The sequence below is a fragment of the Vibrio sp. K4 genome (assembly GCF_051122595.1).
GTDB lineage: Bacteria > Pseudomonadota > Gammaproteobacteria > Enterobacterales > Vibrionaceae > Vibrio > Vibrio owensii.
Genome location: NZ_CP178578.1, coordinates 1,978,670 through 1,997,469 on the forward strand (window position 1 = coordinate 1,978,670; position 18,800 = coordinate 1,997,469).

At 45.8% G+C, this 18,800-nt stretch carries 16 protein-coding genes; 6 read left to right on the plus strand and 10 right to left on the minus strand.

The window, feature by feature from the left end:
* Positions 1–201: 201 nt before the first annotated feature.
* Positions 202–1,863, plus strand: coding sequence for an electron transfer flavoprotein-ubiquinone oxidoreductase (locus tag ACLIIY_RS26400; protein ID WP_408696373.1), 1,662 nt, complete (start codon positions 202–204; stop codon positions 1,861–1,863).
* Between the two features lie 59 nt (positions 1,864–1,922).
* Here the strand turns inward: ACLIIY_RS26400 and ACLIIY_RS26405 are convergent, their stop codons facing one another.
* Entirely contained in the window at positions 1,923–2,807 is an 885-nt protein-coding gene (locus ACLIIY_RS26405; RefSeq protein ID WP_408696374.1) for a LysR family transcriptional regulator, read from the minus strand.
* Positions 2,808–2,924: 117 nt separating this feature from the next.
* On the opposite strand from ACLIIY_RS26405, the gene ACLIIY_RS26410 reads away from it, so the two are divergent.
* From ACLIIY_RS26410 to ACLIIY_RS26420, 3 genes are all read left to right on the plus strand, one after another.
* Positions 2,925–3,596 (plus strand): type 1 glutamine amidotransferase domain-containing protein, encoded by a 672-nt coding sequence (locus tag ACLIIY_RS26410; RefSeq protein WP_009704625.1) that lies wholly within the window; start codon positions 2,925–2,927, stop codon positions 3,594–3,596.
* Positions 3,597–3,850: 254 nt separating this feature from the next.
* Positions 3,851–4,726, plus strand: a complete 876-nt coding sequence (locus ACLIIY_RS26415) for an alpha/beta hydrolase family protein (protein WP_434528847.1) — start codon at positions 3,851–3,853, stop codon at positions 4,724–4,726.
* A 66-nt stretch (positions 4,727–4,792) separates the two neighbouring features.
* Complete coding sequence (locus tag ACLIIY_RS26420; RefSeq protein WP_434529539.1) at positions 4,793–4,960, plus strand: hypothetical protein; 168 nt, start codon at positions 4,793–4,795, stop codon at positions 4,958–4,960.
* Between the two features lie 52 nt (positions 4,961–5,012).
* On the opposite strand, the gene ACLIIY_RS26425 is transcribed toward ACLIIY_RS26420, so the two are convergent.
* A complete protein-coding gene (locus ACLIIY_RS26425; protein WP_434528848.1) occupies positions 5,013–5,984 on the minus strand; it encodes an FAD:protein FMN transferase in 972 nt (323 codons plus the stop codon).
* A gap of 94 nt (positions 5,985–6,078) precedes the next feature.
* A complete protein-coding gene (locus tag ACLIIY_RS26430; RefSeq protein ID WP_434528849.1) occupies positions 6,079–9,093 on the minus strand; it encodes a flavocytochrome c in 3,015 nt (1,004 codons plus the stop codon).
* Between the two features lie 635 nt (positions 9,094–9,728).
* Here ACLIIY_RS26430 and ACLIIY_RS26435 point away from each other — a divergent pair.
* Positions 9,729–11,246, plus strand: a complete 1,518-nt coding sequence (locus ACLIIY_RS26435; RefSeq protein WP_434528850.1) for an arylsulfatase — start codon at positions 9,729–9,731, stop codon at positions 11,244–11,246.
* Positions 11,247–11,342: 96 nt separating this feature from the next.
* On the opposite strand, the gene ACLIIY_RS26440 is transcribed toward ACLIIY_RS26435, so the two are convergent.
* On the minus strand, positions 11,343–11,990 hold the full coding sequence (locus ACLIIY_RS26440; RefSeq protein ID WP_434528851.1) for a glutathione S-transferase family protein: 648 nt from the start codon (positions 11,988–11,990) through the stop codon (positions 11,343–11,345).
* Positions 11,991–12,108: 118 nt separating this feature from the next.
* On the opposite strand from ACLIIY_RS26440, the gene ACLIIY_RS26445 reads away from it, so the two are divergent.
* A complete protein-coding gene (locus ACLIIY_RS26445) occupies positions 12,109–12,939 on the plus strand; it encodes a LysR family transcriptional regulator (protein ID WP_434528852.1) in 831 nt (276 codons plus the stop codon).
* Between the two features lie 9 nt (positions 12,940–12,948).
* Here the strand turns inward: ACLIIY_RS26445 and ACLIIY_RS26450 are convergent, their stop codons facing one another.
* From ACLIIY_RS26450 to artP, 6 genes are all read right to left on the minus strand, one after another.
* Complete coding sequence (locus ACLIIY_RS26450) at positions 12,949–13,521, minus strand: protocatechuate 3,4-dioxygenase (protein ID WP_171370324.1); 573 nt, start codon at positions 13,519–13,521, stop codon at positions 12,949–12,951.
* A 151-nt stretch (positions 13,522–13,672) separates the two neighbouring features.
* Positions 13,673–15,289, minus strand: a complete 1,617-nt coding sequence (locus tag ACLIIY_RS26455; RefSeq protein ID WP_171370323.1) for a methyl-accepting chemotaxis protein — start codon at positions 15,287–15,289, stop codon at positions 13,673–13,675.
* Positions 15,290–15,483: 194 nt separating this feature from the next.
* Complete coding sequence (gene artM / locus ACLIIY_RS26460; RefSeq protein ID WP_005388569.1) at positions 15,484–16,152, minus strand: arginine ABC transporter permease ArtM; 669 nt, start codon at positions 16,150–16,152, stop codon at positions 15,484–15,486.
* Positions 16,149–16,838 (minus strand): arginine ABC transporter permease ArtQ, encoded by a 690-nt coding sequence (gene artQ / locus ACLIIY_RS26465; protein ID WP_167425292.1) that lies wholly within the window; start codon positions 16,836–16,838, stop codon positions 16,149–16,151. The genes artM and artQ overlap by 4 nt, the downstream gene beginning before the upstream one ends.
* Before the next feature lies 1 nt (position 16,839).
* The gene (locus tag ACLIIY_RS26470) at positions 16,840–17,571 is read right to left on the minus strand and encodes an arginine ABC transporter substrate-binding protein (protein WP_005443853.1); all 732 of its coding nucleotides are present in this window, start codon (positions 17,569–17,571) and stop codon (positions 16,840–16,842) included.
* A gap of 88 nt (positions 17,572–17,659) precedes the next feature.
* Entirely contained in the window at positions 17,660–18,388 is a 729-nt protein-coding gene (gene artP, locus ACLIIY_RS26475) for an arginine ABC transporter ATP-binding protein ArtP (RefSeq protein ID WP_009704632.1), read from the minus strand.
* Positions 18,389–18,800 lie beyond the last annotated feature (412 nt).

Below are 18,800 nucleotides of genomic sequence, written 5' to 3' on the forward strand. Positions count from 1 at the left end.
CAGCTTTTTCATTACCTTGCTAACAAAAAATGCATTGTGACATTGTCACTCAATATCTTTATCACGCCCTATGACGTTACCATTTGAGCTTAGTTTAGTTTACGTTTACGTCAACTGGACTATAGTTCTTTATACGAGCACTGCGTAATAGAAGAAGCACCTGAAACACAAAGAAAGGTTTCGCATAAAGGAAGCAAGAAGATGGAAAGAGAATGCATGGAATTTGATGTGGTGATTGTCGGCGCCGGACCTGCAGGTTTGAGTGCTGCATGCCGCTTAGCGCAACTCAACCAAGAACGTGAAGGTGAGCCGCTGTCTATTTGTGTGGTAGAAAAAGGCTCAGAGGTTGGTGCACATATCTTATCTGGCGCGGTATTCGAAACGCGTGCATTAGACGAACTCTTTCCTGATTGGCAAAGCATTGGCGCACCGCTTTCCGCCACTGTAAAAAACGATGCCTTCTTGTACCTAACCACGGAACTTAATCACGTTCGTGTTCCCCACTTTCTTACCCCCAACCCAATGCACAATGACGAAAACAACTACGTCATCAGTTTGGCGAACTTGTGTCGTTGGTTAGCAGAACAAGCAGAATCACTTGGTGTTGAGGTCTATCCCGGTTTCGCCGCATCCACAGTTAACTACGATGCATTTGGCGCAGTTTCAGGGGTAAACACCAGCGACATGGGTTTGGACAAGAAAGGGGAAGCCAAACCCAACTTTGAGGCAGGTATTGAGCTAAAAGCCAAATACACCGTATTCGCCGAGGGGTGCCGAGGTCATCTAGGAAAAGAGCTCATCCAACGATTTGGTTTAGACGATGATAAACAACCGCAACATTATGCGCTCGGGCTTAAAGAGATTTGGGAGTTACCTGCCGATGCCAAAGATCAATCAGGCAGCGTGATTCATTCTGCAGGGTATCCTCTGAGTGAATCCAACACCACGGGCGGCGGTTTTCTCTATCACATGGAAAACAACCAAATCGCCGTTGGGCTTATTGTCGACTTGAATTACAGCAATCCTTACTTGAGTCCGTTTGACGAATTTCAACGCTTTAAGCACCACCCTGCAATCGAACAACATTTGAAAGGCGCTCAACGCATCGCTTACGGCGCAAGAGCCATTGCAAAAGGTGGGTTGTCTTCTCTGCCGAGACAGCAATTCCCCGGCGGTTTATTGATTGGTTGTGATGCGGGCACCTTAAACGTCGCTAAGATCAAAGGCAGCCATACTGCGATGAAATCCGGTTTATTAGCCGCAGAAGCCATTGCTGACGCGTTCACACAATCCAATTCGGAACCGGATTACCAAACCAAGTTTGAAGATTCATGGCTGTATGAAGAACTTAGTGACACACGTAACTTTGGTGCGAACATTCACAAATTCGGCAGCGTGCTGGGCGGCGCACTTTCCACCTTCGAACACAATCTGTGGCAGCCTCTGGTGAAAAAACCAATACCATGGACGGTCACTGATCCTTCGCACGATCACGAACAGCTGAAACCAATTGATGAGTGCCAACCTATTCAATACTCGAAGCCAGATAGTGTAATTAGCTTCGATAAACCTTCATCGGTATTTTTGTCTGGTACACAACACGAAGAAAATCAGCCTTGCCACTTGCAGCTCGCCTATCCTCATATTCCGATTCAAGTCCATTTGAAGAAGTTTGATGAGCCGAGCCAACGTTACTGCCCTGCTGGCGTGTATGAAGTGGTAGAAGTAGAAGGCGAGCGAATGTTCCAAATCAATGCCGCAAACTGTGTGCATTGCAAAACCTGTGACATTAAAGATCCGTCGCAAAACATCACATGGAAAGCACCAGAAGGTGGCGGCGGACCGAGCTATCAAAACATGTAGATACGTTAGTATGTTGACGGTCTAATGAATGGATAAACAAACCGATTGGTAGAGCCTTATTACTCCTGCCAATCGGCAAAATGATCAAGTAGAAAATCGATAGCCAATCGCGCTCTTAGTGGCAGAAAGTGACGATTCTGATAAACAATCCAGCTGCTGTTACCACTTCCCCAATAGGGCTCTAGTATTGGCACCAAACGACCAGACGAAATAGCATCGTTGAAACTGCTCTTCGGTAAGTACGCCACACCTAATCCTTCTGCACAGGCTTGCAAGACCGTGTGTGCGTTATTGCTCTTCCATCTGCCCTGCACTTTTACGCCATCTAAAGGCTTGCCGTCTTTTTCAAACAACCAAACGTCCTTATTGGCAATAATGCAGCTATGACGCTTGAGTTGCTCGGGGTGCGTTGGCAAACCATGTTCATCGAGATAACGCTGACTGGCTGCCGCTGCCATCGGACGGTCCACCAGCTTTCTCGCAACCAAGCCTGAATCACTTAACTTACCGTAACGAATAGCAAAATCGAAACCATCTTCAATAAAGTTGACCATGCTTGTGTTGAAGTTGATTTCTACCGTGAGATTAGGATGTTGCTTGGCAAACGCCATTAAGGCAGGCGCTACATGGTTTTCAGAAAACGCACCAGCGGCACTCACACGTAACGTACCACTCAATTGAGTTTGCTGCGTGGTGAGCTGTTCATTGGCTTGCTGAAGCCCAATCACCAGCTCTTTACACTGTTGATAATACGCTTGCCCCGCTTCCGTTAGACTCACCATTCTTGTCGAACGTGCTAACAAGGCGACACCTAATCGCTCTTCTAGTCTTGTGACTTGGCGACTGACATGACTGGTACTGCAACCTAATTGTTTTGCCGCTGCAGAAAACCCCAAGCTCTCAGCAACCGTAACAAACTCATTGATGCCTTCAAAACTGTCCATACTTACCTTTGCAATATAGCAATAATGTTTTGCCAATTAATCGTATTATCACTTATTTGTTTAACAATTAGTATGAAGGTGTTCAACAAATATACGTAAGCCAAAAAGGAAACCATCATGAAGAAAGTACTCATCATTGTGACGAACCATGCGACCCTTGGTGAAACTGACCAAGCAAACGGAACTTACGCGCCAGAGCTCACTCATGCCCTTAGCGAGCTACTAGGTGCAGGCTTCGATTACGACATTGCCTCGATCAAAGGTGGACAAGCACCACTGTACGGAACCGACATCGAAGGCGACGCAGTGAACGAGAAAATCTTGGCGGATGATGATTTCCAGAACCGCATCAACAACACGATTCCAGTGTCACAAATCAACGGTGACAACTACGATGCGATCTTCTATCCGGGTGGCTTTGGTCTTCTTTCAGACCTAGCGAGCAACGAAGATTTTGCCAAGATTTCTGCAAAACACTATGAAGATGGCGGTATTGTGGCTGCAGTTTGTCATGGTCCTGGCGCTCTTCTCCCTATCACGCTTAGCAATGGCGAAAAGCTACTTGCGTCTAAATCAGTAACAGGCTTCACTCGCGAAGAAGAGATTGACTTCGGCACTATCAACGATATCCCATTCCTATTGGAAGAGTCTCTTGCTCGTGGCGCAGCGCGTTATTCCAAAGTGCAACCATGGCAAGAGCTTGTGATTGTGGACGACCGAGTCATCACAGGTCAAAACCCAACGAGCGCACACGGCGTAGGTAAAGCAATCGTGGATCTATTGAGCTAGTCCCTAGACACTCTACCCACGAAGAACAAAGGAAAGCCGCATTCATGTCGCTTTCCTTTTTGTTTGTCATCTATTTCACTATTCAGCCAAGACCGTTCCGTTCCCTCGCCCCTTCCCAATACAATAACGAGTGATGCCTCGCAAAACTTGAGTTACTTCAAACTCATCCGCTTGTATTTCTTTGATTCATTGAAACTCACCAAAGATTGAATCAAGGTAAGTTAACAATTCAATAACAACAAGTCAGGACGACAATGAATAATGAATTAGTACTGAAAACGCCTGATGTGCTCTCCATCCATGCCAGAGTTTTCCATCCAGAAAGCGAGGTAAAAGCCGGCATCATCATCAACGCAGCTACCGCAGTTAAGCAAAGTTATTATCAACGTTTTGCTCAATTCCTCGCGCAAAATGGTTATTTGGTGGTGACCTATGACTATCGCGGTATTGGTCAATCCTCCATTCAAGATACGCGCGATCCCCGCTTAACAATGCAAGCATGGGGAGAAAAGGACTTGGCTACCGTCATTGATTGGGCGACAACCCATCACCCTGCACTCGATTGGCACTGTATTGGGCACAGTGTTGGCGGTCAGATCTTAGGTTTAGCGGCAAACAACACGATATTTAAAAGCGTTTACTGTGTTTCCTCTCAAGGCGGATATTGGGCAAATTGGGAAGGCATTGCTAAACCGCGCATGTTTGCCATGTGGTATTTCGCCGTTCCAGTGTTATCAACGCTGTTTGGCAAAGTTCCTGGAGTCTTTCTTGGTGGGGAAGCTCTACCTGAATGCATTGCCAAACAATGGGCATACTGGGGACGCGATCCGCACTACATCGTTGATGAGAACGGCACGCCAATCCGCGAAAATTTCGAGAAAATGACTTGTACTATTAAGTTCAAACTTATCGATGATGACATGGACTTTGCACCACCGAAATCCGTCCATCAACTTGCCAGCTTTTACAGCAACGCGAACGTCGAAATAGAGACAGTGAAAACAAAACAACTGGGCACCAAAGTTGGACACTTTGGCTTCTTCCGTAAGAAACATGAAGACGATCTCTGGCTAGATGCCTTAGCTTGGCTGAACAACCAATATCCGAGTGAGATAGAGTCGGTGGCGTAATGCGATATTGTCGCCACTCCTCATCAATTCCGGATATAATGCCGCCCTTGTTCCAGCTGATGAATCATGACAATGCGAAAATACTACGTAACTGAAGGCGGCACGACGTCTAAGAAAGAGAAAATTGCCTACCCAAAACTGGCGCTATGTGACCAATGTGTGGGTAGCTATGTTGTGATCAGTGAAGGCGAACGCACGTACGAAGAGTGCGCTAAATGCGGTGCGGACGATTAACGCTAACGCGATAAGTTAATGATACGAGGCAGGTTTGAATCTCTGCCTCATCTTACTCTCCCAGAGCTGACTCTTCGCGCAATAAAATACAGCCTTTATAATCCATCAGCCCCTGTGTGACGTGCACTTCACCTTGTTTTGAAACAACCACTGCCTCGATACCCTGTTGCTGATTTAGGTACGACATCGATTCTTCTACGCTTGCTAAAAAGCCTGCGGTACTCCAAATTTCACCATCGACAGACAGGCGAGAGATAATCGTCAAACTGGCGATATCGGTTGAGATTGGCATCCCCGTTTTGGCATCCAACAAGTGATGATAACGCTGCCCGTTGGATTCAAAAAATCGCTCATTGATACCCGATGTCACCATCGACATGCCTTGTAAAGGTACGACGCGAACGACGTCACCACGCTCTGATAATGGGTTCTGAATGCCCACATTCCATGCTTTGTTGCTGTTATTTGGCGAATGACCGATGGTCAGTACGTTCCCACCCAAACTGATAAAACCGCTTTGTACGCCTGCTTCAACCAGTTTGTTCTTTACCTGATCAGCGAAGTAACCTTTAGCAATCGCGCCCAAGTCTAACTCCATCCCCTTCTGACTTAAGAACACCGAGTGGTCATCTTCATTCAAAATGATCTTGGTAGGATCAACCAAGGATAACTTGTCAGTAATCACATCATGAGACGGCACTTTGGCATCCTTAAAACCAATTCGCCACGCTTTTACTAAAGGCCCAATAGCAACATTAAACGGGTTTCTTGTGTCTTCACTGTGCTGTTTGGCAAGCTTAATCAGGTCAAATAGATCCCTTACCACCACTACAGGTGTAATGCCTGCATTTTGGTTGACGCGCATCAACTCAGAGTCGGATTGATTGACCGTAAATCGCTCTGCGTAATCGGCGAGTTGCGCGTAGGCTTCTCTTATCAGTAGGTCACCATTCGAGTGATACACCACCACATCGATAAAGGTGCCCATCATCTGAAATCTGGCGCTGTATTTATTGGTGCTCATCGATTTCTCCAAACACTAAATACGGAAAAGAGGGAAGCGTCACTCCCCTCTCATTTATTACTTATCTTGCATTGTTTCGCTCTTGAATGAGTGCTTAAACAAGATCAGATGCACTCTCACCAGCGATGCGACCATAAGTGAAGATATCGATCAGCGCGTTACCTCCGAGGCGGTTGCCCGCGTGGATGCCACCCGTTACTTCGCCTGCTGCGTAAAGACCTTGAATAACTTCGCCGTCTTTACCAATCACTCGCGCCTTAGTATCAATCTTCAAGCCACCCATTGTATGGTGAACCGAAGGCTGACGTGGCGTTGCGTAGAACGGTGCTTTTTCCACTTTCAAACCGAAGGCACTCTTATGGAATTCAGGATCCTGCCCCGCATCCACACAAGCGTTGTATTGTGCGATGGTGTTCGTTAGCTCTTGCGTCGGAACGCCAATTTTCTCGGCCAACTCTTCTAGCGTGTCAGCTTGAATAATGATGCCTTCTTTGATTTCGCGTTCGATGGTTTCATCTGATGTATTCGCTGCGGTTTGACGAATGTTCTCATCCGCAATCATGTAAATCAGACCACCGTTATCGAAGAACGCCTCAGAAAGCACGTCACGGCTACCACACTCATCAACAAAGCGCTTACCTTGCTTGTTCACGAATACAAAGTTCTCTGGTGGCACAATCAGACCAGTTAACAGCGCACCTGATTTAGGGTCACCAACTGGCATTAATTGCACAAAGCCCATACCAACTAATTCTGCGCCTGCTTTCTCACCAATTTCGATGCCGTCACCAACCAATGCTGGTGAGTTTGTGGTCTTGATGTCGTCCGCGATTTCTTTCCAGTATGTGTTGTACTTTTTGATCATCTGAGTGTTTGCGCCGAAGCCACCAGAAGCCAACACCACACCATGATTCACGTGAAGGATAAGCTCTGTACCGTCCGCTTGAACCGCTTTGATGCCGACCACTTTACCGTTATCAATCATCAAATCCGTCGCTCGTGTATCTGTAATGATGCGACCGTTTTGCTCTTGGATGCGTTTTGATAGTTTGTCGACAAACTCTACGCCTTTTGGACGTTTAGGTTTGTGTGCACGACGCCACAAGGCACCAACTGGAATCTCAACAACGCTACGGTCAAAATCAATGCCCTTTTCACTCAGCCAATCAATAGATTCCATAGAGCGAGACGTTAGGGTTTCAACCAAATCGTATTGACCGTAAATCGATTCACCGTTCAAGTCAGTGCGTTTACCGCCAAGGTAGGTTTGAATGCGGTGTAATTCGACAGAATCAAACAAGTACTGCTTGCCGTTCTCAAGGTCTGTAAAGTAGCCATCCAGTTGCGCTTTAAGTACCTTGAAGTCTTGAAGGTACTCACCCGCAAACTCGGATTCCGCTGTTTTCGCTAGCAGCATCAAGGTTTCTTTTTCGCCAGGAAGTGCTGGGAAATCACCTTGCCATTTTGGTTCTGCCGCGTTCACCCAACCGCCAGTGCGCACTGTGTTACCACCGATTGCAGGGAACTTCTCAAGCAAAATAACCGACTTGCCTTTATCTAGCGCCGTTAACGTTGCACTCAAGCCGGCACCGCCGCCACCAACAACCACGATATCCACGGTTTCTTCGATGGTTTTCGATGACCATGCCACCGCTTCTTTGGCTTTGCAGCGCAGTGCTTCTGAGTTACCGCCCGCCAGATCAACCGCGTTCGATACGCCGTCCAGTACTGCTTGGCTGCTGACTGTTGCGCCTGAAATCACGTCGATGTTCAGTGTTTGTCCATCAAGAATTTGTTGAGGAATACGTTCAAACGCTGGGTTTGCGATGCCGTCCGATTCTTTTGAAGAGTCCACCACAATGTCGAGGATTTTATCTTCAGAGAAAGTAACCGTAACCGGCAAGTCACCATTGTGACCGCGACCATACGCCGTGTATTCACCTGAGTTAAATTTGATTGGAACGTTCTGCAGCTCTTTGATGCGTTGGTGCTTCAAAGCTTCTGCTGCGCTATCCACAATCATGTAATCCATGATTTCCCAAAGTGGCGTTGGAATTTGCAGCGCTTCTTGTTGCGCGATGTCCGCGAACTCGGCACAGGTCTCATCGTTAAGCGCTTTGTTTGCCCAAATAGGTTCAACCAAATAACCTTTACCGACACTGACCATGTCGTAACCTTGCTCTAGTGCGTTTTCTGCATCTTTCCGTTGAGCAATGCCACCAACACCAATCACTGGCACTTTTGCGACACTTTCAGATTGAAGCTTACGGTATTTGTCAATTAGCGGTTCTTGATCCTCAGGTGTCACGATCGAGTTACGTAACCAGCTCCCCATTGAGAAATGGAAGTAATCCAAGCCGTGAGTCGCCAGCTTGTCTAGTAGGAACATGGTGTCATCAAAGCGGATGCCCGGCTGTTCAATCTCTTCAGGAGAGAAGCGGTAACCGATGATGAAGTCAGATTTGTTATGTTGCTCAGCCACTTGCTTAGTTTTTGCAAGTACAGCTAATGGGAAGGAAGTACGTCTTTCAATGTTACCACCCCATTTATCGTTACGACGGTTTGAGTGTGGCGAGAAGAATTGCTGAATCAGGTATGTGTTTGCACCGTGGATTTCAACGCCATCGAAGCCAGCAAGGATTGCACGATTTACTGCATCACCAAAGCGATCGATCATCTCTTCGATTTGCTCTTTGGTCATCTCAAGTGGTGTTTCAGCGTTGTCACGTAGCGCAGCGACAGGACTTGCAGAAATAGGTTGGTGTCCGCCATTAAACTCAGGGTTTGCCATACGACCGGCATGGTAAATCTGCAGAATGGCTTTAGAGCCTTTTGCTTTAATCGCATCGGCAAGTTTAGTTAAACCAGCAATTTTGCTGTCGGTATCAATACCAAGCGCACCCGGGAAAGCTCGACCGTAATTCTCTACAAACGCACTCTCGACAATGATTGCCCCAGCATCACCAGAGCGTGCCGCATAGTAGTTGATCATCTCTTGCGTTACGCCGCCATCAAAGAATGCAGACTGAATCGTCATCGGTGCCATCACGATACGATTGTGCAGTTTGACCCCTGATTGAAATACAATTTCATCGACTAACTGAGCCATAAATAGTTTCCTTTAACAGATTAATTCTCATATCAAAGGCACCTCCAGCTCGACCAACGCACCACAAGTGTTTTTGATATGAAAACCAACGCCCTCATTCGATAACCACAAAAATATTATTGATTTGACCATATGAGTAAAATGAATACTTTGCATTTTAGCTATGATTGACGCGCATTAATTAAAGGCTAAGTGGTTTGATTTGAATGGTAAAAACGGCAGGAGATGAAGTGCGACGCCTTAACGTTTAGTTAGGCGTTAAGCCTTTTCTAATCGAGAATTTAATAGGTAATGTAAGGTTCGGGCTTGCGAAGAAATAGTTTGAAAATAGAAGTGCCTGTCATCAAATTCGATAGACAAAGAAAAGTACAGAGACTCATAAAAACACCGACTTCCAACAAAATAAAAATTGATTTTTAACGCTGTTTAACGCTCCAAATCCTTTGTCCACCGCAGTTTCATTGTGATTACTCTACTTTTCTTCCTCTTGCTATTCATAAGAAAAGCGTATCTAAATCCGAAAAATCAATCAGGTGTACTATGCTTACTTGGCAATTCACTGAACAGCTTTACGGTTAATTCGCATTCTCTTACTCCAAAAGAAATGAACTCTATTTATTGTCCAGGAGGACTCGATGAACAGGATATTGAGACAGTTTCTTGTATTGATGAGCGCGGTCGCGCCTGTCAGTTTGCTAGCAGCAGATAAACCCAACATTTTGGTATTTTGGGGCGACGATGTGGGTTTTTACAACATTAGCGCTTACCACAACGGCATGATGGGTGGTCGTACTCCAAACATTGATACCATCGCAAAGGAAGGTGCCATTTTCACAGATGCCTACGCGCAACAAAGTTGTACTGCGGGTCGTGCATCCTTCATTCTTGGTCAGCACCCATTCCGAACCGGTCTTCTTACTATTGGCATGCCAGGCGCAAAGGAAGGGATTCAAGCTAAAGATCCAACCATCGCCGAACTGCTGAAGAACCACGGCTATGTCGCGGGTCAGTTTGGTAAAAACCACTTGGGTGACCAAGACGAACACTTACCGACTAACCACGGTTTTGATGAGTTCTTCGGTAACCTTTACCACTTGAATGCAGAAGAAGAGCCTGAATCAGAGTTCTACCCTAAAGATCCTGAATTCCGTAAAAAGTTCGGCCCTCGTGGCGTTCTTAAATCGACGGCAGATGGCAAGATCGAAGATACAGGTCCACTGACTCGTAAACGCATGGAAAACGTAGACCGTGAGTTTATGGAAGCCAGCCTTGCCTTCATGGAAAAAGCCGTAAAAGAAGACAAACCTTTCTTTATTTGGCACAACTCAACTCGTATGCACGTTTGGACTCACCTAAGCGACGAGTACAAAGGCAAATCCGGTTATGGCCTATATGCAGATGGCATGATGGATTTGGATGACCAAGTTGGCGTGATGCTGAAAAAGCTCGACGAACTTGGCGTCGCTGACAACACTATCGTAATTTTCAGTACCGACAACGGTGCGGAGAAATTCACTTGGCCAGATGGTGGTACAACACCATTTAAAGGCGAGAAAGGTACGACTTGGGAAGGTGGTTTCCGTGTTCCTATGATGGTTCGCTGGCCGGGTCAAATCAAACCGGGTACGGTGATCAACGATATCTTCTCTCAAGAAGACTGGATGCCAACACTGCTTGCTGCTGTTGGTGAAGCAGATATCAAAGAGAAACTGCTAAAAGGCCATAAGGCAAACAACAAGACCTTTAAAGCGCACCTAGATGGTTACAACCAGTTGGATCTACTTACTGGTAAAGCCGAAACGGGCGCACGTAACGAGATCTTCTACTTCGATGCTGGTGGTCACTTAAACGCACTGCGTTACAAAGATTGGAAAATCCACTTTACGATTATGGAAGGTGCGATTAACGAAGCTTACCGTAAAACACCAAGCTGGCCATTGATTGTGAACCTGCGTATGGACCCATTTGAAGTAGGCCCAGACTCAGCACTTTATGTTCGCCACTTCTACGCAGATCAAATGTGGATGTTTGTGCCAGCCCAAGCGATCGTTCGCAAATTCCTCGAAACCTTTAAAGAGTTCCCAGCGACAAAAGGCAGCTCTTTGAGTATCGAACAAGTGGTTGATGCAATGACGCAACCGCAACGGAATTAATCAAAACGAACTAAAGTACATTTACTCCACTTAAAAAGCATTAAGCCTACGGAGTACGGATATTATCGCTGGTATCTGTACTCCGTATTTTTATGTTTAAACTTCTACCCCTGCTTCATCTTCTTCGACGATATCCGTTTCTTGGCTCGCCTCTTCCAACCATTGCTGTAAAGATTCACTTGCTAGCACCTTCTGTTGGTAAGCTTTGGCACCTTCCGATAACTCGATACCGTAAGTTTGGAAACGCAATGCCACAGGTGCGTACATTGCATCTGCAATCGACCATTCTCCAAATAGCCAACCGTTGGGATACAGTTTGGCTTGCTCAGCCCAAATGGCATCAATACGCGCAATATCCTTACGCGCACCATCCGTTAGATCGACTTTTCTGCGCGCGCGGATATTCATTGGGAGTTCGTTTCTTAAATCAAAGAAACCCGAGTGCATTTCTGAAGCGATGGCGCGTGCTTTAGCCCGTTCTGCGGAGTTGCTTGGCCATGCTTTGCCTTGTAAGTATTGCTCGTTTACGTATTCCAAAATCGCTAATGAATCCCACACGGTTGCGTCACCATCCACCAAGGTCGGTACTTTCGCGGTTGGTGTAATATCTTCCAAGGTCTTATAAAAATCTTCCGTGAATAATTTGAGCTTGGTGACTTTCACATCCAGTTTGAATTGAGAAAAGATCAGCCATGCGCGAAGTGACCAACTTGAGTAGTTTTGGTTAGCAATAAACAGTTTCATGACGCCTCCATGCGGTTCGTGTTTTGATTACTCATTCACAATATCTGATTGTATTTAAGGGGACTAACGGATAGTTTTGATGGAACACTTCAACAAAAACGATGGATGAGTTTTAGATATGGATATCGATGCGTTACGCAGCTTTCTTGCTTTTGTAGAAACGGGCAGTTTCACTCGTGCAGCCAAGCAGATCAATCGCACCCAATCAGCGTTCAGTGCACAAATGCGTAAGCTGGAAGACGAACTCAGCGTCAATTTGTTTGAAAAAGAAGGTCGCAACTTAGTATTGAGTGAAGCAGGATTAGCACTACGCTCTCACGCCGAACAATTGGTCAGCTTGCACAATCAAGCACTGAAACAAGTGAAACGTTATGAGAATAAGCGCCCTCTTCGCTTGGGTTGCCCCGAGGATTACAACGATAATATCCTGCCTAAAGTCATCCGCGTATTACAGCAATCTGAACCGACATGCTCTATCCAAGTTTTCAGTGAGCCAAGCATCACCTTGAGAGAAAAGCTCGATGAAGGAAAGCTAGACGCCGCTATTGTGACAAGAGCACCGGACAGTGAAGAAGGTTACTGGCTAGCGAGCGACAAAGGCGTGTGGATTACTCACCCTGATTTTGACATCGAGAACGCCCAACCTCTCCCTCTCGCCCTATTCCAAACCGACTGCAAATACCACGCGGCAGCGGTAGACGGATTAACCAAACGTGGCACTCCTTATCAACTACTGGCGTGTTGCAATACAGCCTCTGCACAACGAGCGATTGTACGTTCAGGCATGGCTATCGGTGCGATGGGCAGTATTAGCGTTAGCGAGGATCTTAAGATCTTAGACGATATGCCATCGCTACCTTCCGTGGATATCGTTTTGGTCACGGGCGTCGAGCCTCATCCGATACTGGATAAAGAATGCTTGGCGCAATTGGTTGAGTTAATGGCTTAACTAAATTCGCTAACCAATCACAAAGTTGAATTCGCCCGTTAATCGCCCGTCGATTCGTATGGTTTCAAACTGTAGATAATCACGGGCTTTGCCACCCCACCATTCATCACCAGTATTGCCTTTTAAGTATAATTGAGTGGTCAGAAGCTCTTGGTTACCCCTCCACAACTTAACGTGAATGTGCGGCGGACGAGAAGCATAAGGCACGGGGTACAAAGTCTGAAACAAGTAACGACCATCCGATTGGGTTTCTGCCGCGCCAAAGCCTGCAAAGTGGGCATCAAACTTATCATTATTTGGCTGCTTAGGATGATCGTAAATCCCCTGCCCATCGCATTGCCAGATTTCTACTTTGATGCCTGAAACTGGGTTTCCAGATGTATCTACGACTTTGCCTTGCAACACGATAGGTTCACCGACCAAGCCTTCTGATTGCAGAATCAAGTTTTGACGAAGAGGAATATCCACTACTGGATAAAATGGCCCTTCTGTTTGTGCTGGCGTCGGCCGCATTGGTGTTTTAGCTTTTAGAGAGCGTGCGAACAACAATGTCCACAGCGCTAAAAAGTGTCTTCTTTCCATGGTTTCAGCCTTTTCCGTTTATTGTAGTAAGTGTGGCGAAACCTCTTCATTTTTCCAGCTTAAGATAACGTCTGATAGTAGACACAAAAATGCCCCTGCATTGCAGAGGCACGGATTAAATCGCTAGAACTCAGAATGTAAAACGAAACGATTAGGCGCTAAATCGGCTGAGCGTATTCTTCTGGTTTTCTGCCATTTCTGCTAACTCTTCGGCTGCAACATTGGACTGGACAGATCCCGCTAAATTGAGGCTGACAATGTCATTCAATTGCCCCAAACTTTGTGCAATTTCTTGGGTTACATCCGCTTGTTCAGATGAGGCGGTATTGACCAGCGCATTAAGTGTGGAAATGTTCTCCACCGCCTCTGAAATTTGACCAAAGGCAGAACGTACTTCTTCCGTTATTGTGCGATTGTGATCTATCAGTTCAACGTTTTGTTCCATCAGTTGGCTGACTTCAACTGACTGGCTTTGAAGGTATTCAACCGCCTCATAGATTTCTGACGTCGACTCTTGAGTACGTACCGCTAAGCTACGAACTTCATCAGCAACTACGGCGAACCCTCGGCCTTGATCTCCTGCTCTTGCGGCTTCAATCGCAGCATTGAGTGCCAGTAAATTTGTCTGGCCGGAGATATTATCAATCACTTCAATCACGTTGCTGATGCTCTGCGAGTATTCATTAAGCTTCTCAACTTTTACTGAAGCTTCTTGAATTGCGAGAGACATATCTTCACCCACTGATTGCGAACGATTTACGTGCTCTTGCCCTAGAGCAATGTTCGAAATCGCAAGGCGAGAGGCTTCTTCTGCCATTTGAGCATTACTATTCACTTCTTGCGAGGTGTTTGATAGCTCGGTAACCGCAACGCTGATCTGATCAAACTGTGCCTTTTCTTGTTCCATGTTCTTTTTAGAGTGCTGCATCACTGAAGAAAGCTCAGAGGCAGACGCGGCAACACGCTCGCCGTTGTCATTCAGTTCACGAACAACGCTACCCACAGACTCGCTCACTTGATTAATTGAACTAGCCAAACTGCCAATCTCATTCTTCCCTTTCACATTAGTTCGAACACGAAAATCGCCATCAGCCATAAGGTTCAACTTGGTATCCACTTCTTTGATTGGCAGAGAGAGGTAACCAGAGGCAATAAACACCAGACCAAGTGATAGCACAGCTGCGATTGCCATAAGAATCGCACCAATAATTTCATCGCGGTACACGTCCGATTCCACATCCGCAAACTCTTCATCAATGCTGAAGTTGACCTGCTCGATGAAGTCATTCAGCGAATCGATCAGCTCAAACGCTAAATCATCAGCTTGATTGAAATATTCGTCATAAGCTTCTTCAGACAAAGCGCCATTTTGAAAACGGTACGTGATCTGGCCCAGTTTTGAAACGTGATTGTAGTAGCGCTCAAAGTTGTCGAGGCGGTCTTGCGTTTCTCGGCTTTTGTCCTCGCTGTATTTATCTTTGATGCTTCTTGCCCAGTCGTTCAAACCTCGATTGAATTGATCGTAAAACTCCTCTCGTTGCGCTGCTTTCGAGAACAACAAACGAATGTTGTACGCCGTGATCAGTTCATTCTTATAGACGGAGTTTATGGTAGAAAAAGATGAGTCTCTGGCTTCGACTAACCGCTCAGCGGCAACATCTAAACGATAGATACTTATCGAATAAATCAAGACGAAGAAAATAGACACCACGGCAGAGAGCGACACAAGTTGCGCTCGTATAGACAGATTATTAATTATTGTTTTCACAGGGTTTTCCCCAATTTAGTTCATTATGTTGTGTGTTGTCCTTTACAGAACACCGCAATCATATAAACGGGGAATGGAAGGAACTTAGCATCAAGAAATATGACACTTTTAATATGCTTCAACCATAAAAAATGCCCCTACTCGAGAGTCATTAAGTAGGGGCATTTATAAAATCAAATTGTTTCTAAATGTGTTTATGCGGCTTCGAACGCCAATGCTTTCTTCTCTACCTGACGGAAAATAAGAGTTAGCACACCATTTACCGTTAAATAAAATGCGCCTGCAATACCAAACACCGTCAACGTGTCGTAGGTTTGTGCGTTAATGCGCTGCGCGTAACCCATCAAATCCATGATCGTAATCGTGCTTGCTAGTGACGTACCTTTGAAGACCAAAATCACTTCGTTCGAGTAAGCCGGAACCGCACGACGAATAGCGTATGGCAGCAGCACTTTCAGCGTTGCGGTTTTGTTCATGCCTAATGCACGACACGCTTGCCATTGACCGGAAGGAATCGCGTTAAACGCTCCTTTGAACAACTGAGTACTGTACGCCGCGGTATTCAACGCTAACGCCAACATCGCACAGAACCAAGGTTGGCTTAACCATGTCCAGAATACACTTTCTCTTACTGCGTCAAACTGACCCGGACCGTAGTACACCAAGAAGATCTGCACCAACAAAGGCGTACCTGTGAACAAGGTGATGATGCCACGACTTACCCAATGCAAACCCGGAGTACGTAGGATCAGAGTCAGCGTCATCATCAGAGCTAAGAGACAGCCCACAACCAAGGAAGCGGCGGTCAATTGAAGGCTAGTGCCTAAGCCATCCAGCATTTGCCAAACGTGTTGTTCGTTCATGCGGTAGCCTCCTGTCCCATACTCATGCCTTGAATTGAGAACTTCTTATCAATCAGTTTTACGGCACGTTGCGTAATCAAAGTAATGCCTAAGTAAATCGCCGCAGCAGTTGCGTACCATGTAAACGCTTCATGCGTCGCTGCAGATGTTAGCTGCGCTTGTTTCAACAAATCCGTTACGCCAATCAGTGATACAAGCGCGGTATCTTTCAGCAAAACCAGCCATTGGTTAGTTAAACCTGGTAGCGCGTGTCTTACTGCTTGTGGCAAAACAATGCGAACAAAAGCGTGTGCTTGACTGATGCCGAGTGCACTTGCTGCCTCTCTCTGCCCTCTTCCAACCGCTTTTAATGCGCCACGTAGAGTTTGAGAAGCATAAGAGGCGAAGATCAATGACAACGCTACCACGCCAGACAAGAACGGGCTAACTTCAATAAAGTCGCCGGTGATTAAAAACAGAACCTGCGTCGAACCAAAATAGATGAACAACACGACAAGGATTTCTGGCAAGCCACGTACAATCGTCACAAACGCCGTCATTGGCCATTTAACGATAACGCGGCGAGACATTTCACCACTGGCGAATACCACTGCCAGAATCAAACCGACTAAAAGGCTTGTGAAGGCTAGCTGGACAGTCATCCAACTAGCTTGAACAAGCGATAAAGAGTAACCCGTTAGTGCCATATTACTTACCGAAGTACTTGTTGTAGATTACGTCGTATTCGCCGTTCGCTTTCACTGTTTTCAGTGCTGTGTTCAGCTTGTTCACTAGCTCGTCGTTACCTTTGTTTACTGCGATACCGAAACCGTTACCGAAGTATTTAGGGTTAGTGACGTGCTCACCCACGTAAGCTAGGTTGTCTTCTTTCTTGAACCATTCTGCTACGACTGCTGTGTCACCAAATACAGAATCAATACGACCATTTTTCATATCGATGAACGCGTCTTGGTAGCTTGAGTAAGGAACCGCGGTTACGCCCGGCATTTGCTCAATCAGGTAGCTTTGGTGTGTTGAACCGTTTTGAACACCAACACGCTTACCTTCTAGTGCTTTTTGATCGGCCACTTTTTCTTTGATAGAAACAAACGCTGCTGAGTTGTCGTAGTAAGGGTCAGAAAAGTTTACTTGTTCCAAACGTGCATCAGTAATATCCATTGCAGAGATAGCCGCGTCGTAACGCTTGAATTTTAATGCAGGGATCAGGCTGTCAAAAGATTGGTTGTGGAAGGTACATTTTGCTTCCATTTCTTTACATAGTGCGTTCGCCAGATCCACATCAAAACCTTGGATTTGGTTGTTTTCATCCATGTATTCGAACGGTGCGTAAGTCGCTTCCATCGCGAATTTGATCTCTTCTTGTGCTGCTGCGTTCGCTGAGACAAGACCGATTAGTGAAGCTAGTAAAATCTTTTTCATTGCAATACTCCGTGTGTACTTAGTGGGCTGACACTCGCAATGACAGCCGAGCTTATCTGTTAAATAGACTGAACTTTAAAAACGTAATTTAGTGATTTAGGTAATCGGCAAACTGAGTGGTTTGCGGATTAACAAATGCGTCGTGCGTGCCGTGTTCTACGATGTGTCCTTGTTCTAGGTATAGAACATGGCTAGCGATTTTCTTGGCGAAATCCACCTCGTGGGTCACAACTACTTGTGTAATTCCGGTTTCGCTTAAATCATTAATGATTTTGACCACTTGGTTCGTGATTTCAGGGTCAAGCGCCGCGGTAGGCTCATCAAAAAGCAAGACTTCTGGTTTCATCATCAGCGCGCGGGCAATCGCCACACGTTGTTGCTGACCACCAGAAAGTTGCATCGGCCATGCATCTGCTTTGTCTGCCAAATGCAGCGTCGCGAGAATTTGCATTGCCTGCTTCTTCGCTTCTTCTTTATCCATGCCAGAAACTTTTACCGGAGCCTCAATCAGGTTCTCCATCACTGTCATGTGTGGCCATAGGTTGTACTGTTGGAACACCATGCCCACTTTACGACGAAGCGCTAAACCTTGCTTCTCTTTGATTTCAGTTGAAAAGTCGAATGCGTCATTAGCGATGTTTAACTGGCCGTTATCCGCCCCTTCTAGAAGGTTAAGAACACGTAGTAGAGAGCTCTTCCCTGCACCACTTGGACCGAGTAACACCAGCGTTTCACCGCTTTCACAATTAAAACTGACATCGTGTAGAACTTGGGTATCGCCGTAAGACTTATTGATACTTTTAACTTGAATACTCATGCTGTCATACTGCATTAATTGTCATCTGGAGCTTATACTAGCAAGAAAGGGATTTTATGCAATAAAAATGTATAAAAATTTAGATTGTTAATTTTTTGTATGAGAAACAACCAACTCAGCAGAGTATATGACTGGTGCAATGAGTGAGGTTTTAACCGTATTTGTTGATCAAAAAAGCCCGTAATTTCGACAGCTTAGAATTCCATTGGAGACTTAAACTGATGCTTTGCCGCGCCATTAATTGAGAGCATCATTCCGAAAGACAGTAACTGGTTGTATAAGCATTTCCCCCTCTCATTTTGAGAAAAATCTCGCGTAGCTTTTCTTCACTTCTTCAAGGCTCAAAATTGAGACAAACAGGACTCATTTTGTAAAAAGCTGATTTGCTTAGCGTATTCATCTTATAAAGAAT

Coding starts and splice junctions, on each gene's coding strand:
- ACLIIY_RS26470 (WP_005443853.1), bottom strand. CDS start 17,571: ATGAAAAAGATTTTACTAGCTTCACTAATCGGTCTTGTCTCAGCGAAC.
- artQ (WP_167425292.1), bottom strand. CDS start 16,838: ATGGCACTAACGGGTTACTCTTTATCGCTTGTTCAAGCTAGTTGGATG.
- ACLIIY_RS26415 (WP_434528847.1), top strand. CDS start 3,851: ATGAATAATGAATTAGTACTGAAAACGCCTGATGTGCTCTCCATCCAT.
- ACLIIY_RS26430 (WP_434528849.1), bottom strand. CDS start 9,093: ATGGCTCAGTTAGTCGATGAAATTGTATTTCAATCAGGGGTCAAACTG.
- ACLIIY_RS26425 (WP_434528848.1), bottom strand. CDS start 5,984: ATGAGCACCAATAAATACAGCGCCAGATTTCAGATGATGGGCACCTTT.
- ACLIIY_RS26405 (WP_408696374.1), bottom strand. CDS start 2,807: ATGGACAGTTTTGAAGGCATCAATGAGTTTGTTACGGTTGCTGAGAGC.
- ACLIIY_RS26410 (WP_009704625.1), top strand. CDS start 2,925: ATGAAGAAAGTACTCATCATTGTGACGAACCATGCGACCCTTGGTGAA.
- ACLIIY_RS26440 (WP_434528851.1), bottom strand. CDS start 11,990: ATGAAACTGTTTATTGCTAACCAAAACTACTCAAGTTGGTCACTTCGC.
- ACLIIY_RS26420 (WP_434529539.1), top strand. CDS start 4,793: ATGACAATGCGAAAATACTACGTAACTGAAGGCGGCACGACGTCTAAG.
- ACLIIY_RS26435 (WP_434528850.1), top strand. CDS start 9,729: ATGAACAGGATATTGAGACAGTTTCTTGTATTGATGAGCGCGGTCGCG.
- ACLIIY_RS26400 (WP_408696373.1), top strand. CDS start 202: ATGGAAAGAGAATGCATGGAATTTGATGTGGTGATTGTCGGCGCCGGA.
- ACLIIY_RS26450 (WP_171370324.1), bottom strand. CDS start 13,521: ATGGAAAGAAGACACTTTTTAGCGCTGTGGACATTGTTGTTCGCACGC.
- ACLIIY_RS26445 (WP_434528852.1), top strand. CDS start 12,109: ATGGATATCGATGCGTTACGCAGCTTTCTTGCTTTTGTAGAAACGGGC.
- artM (WP_005388569.1), bottom strand. CDS start 16,152: ATGAACGAACAACACGTTTGGCAAATGCTGGATGGCTTAGGCACTAGC.
- artP (WP_009704632.1), bottom strand. CDS start 18,388: ATGAGTATTCAAGTTAAAAGTATCAATAAGTCTTACGGCGATACCCAA.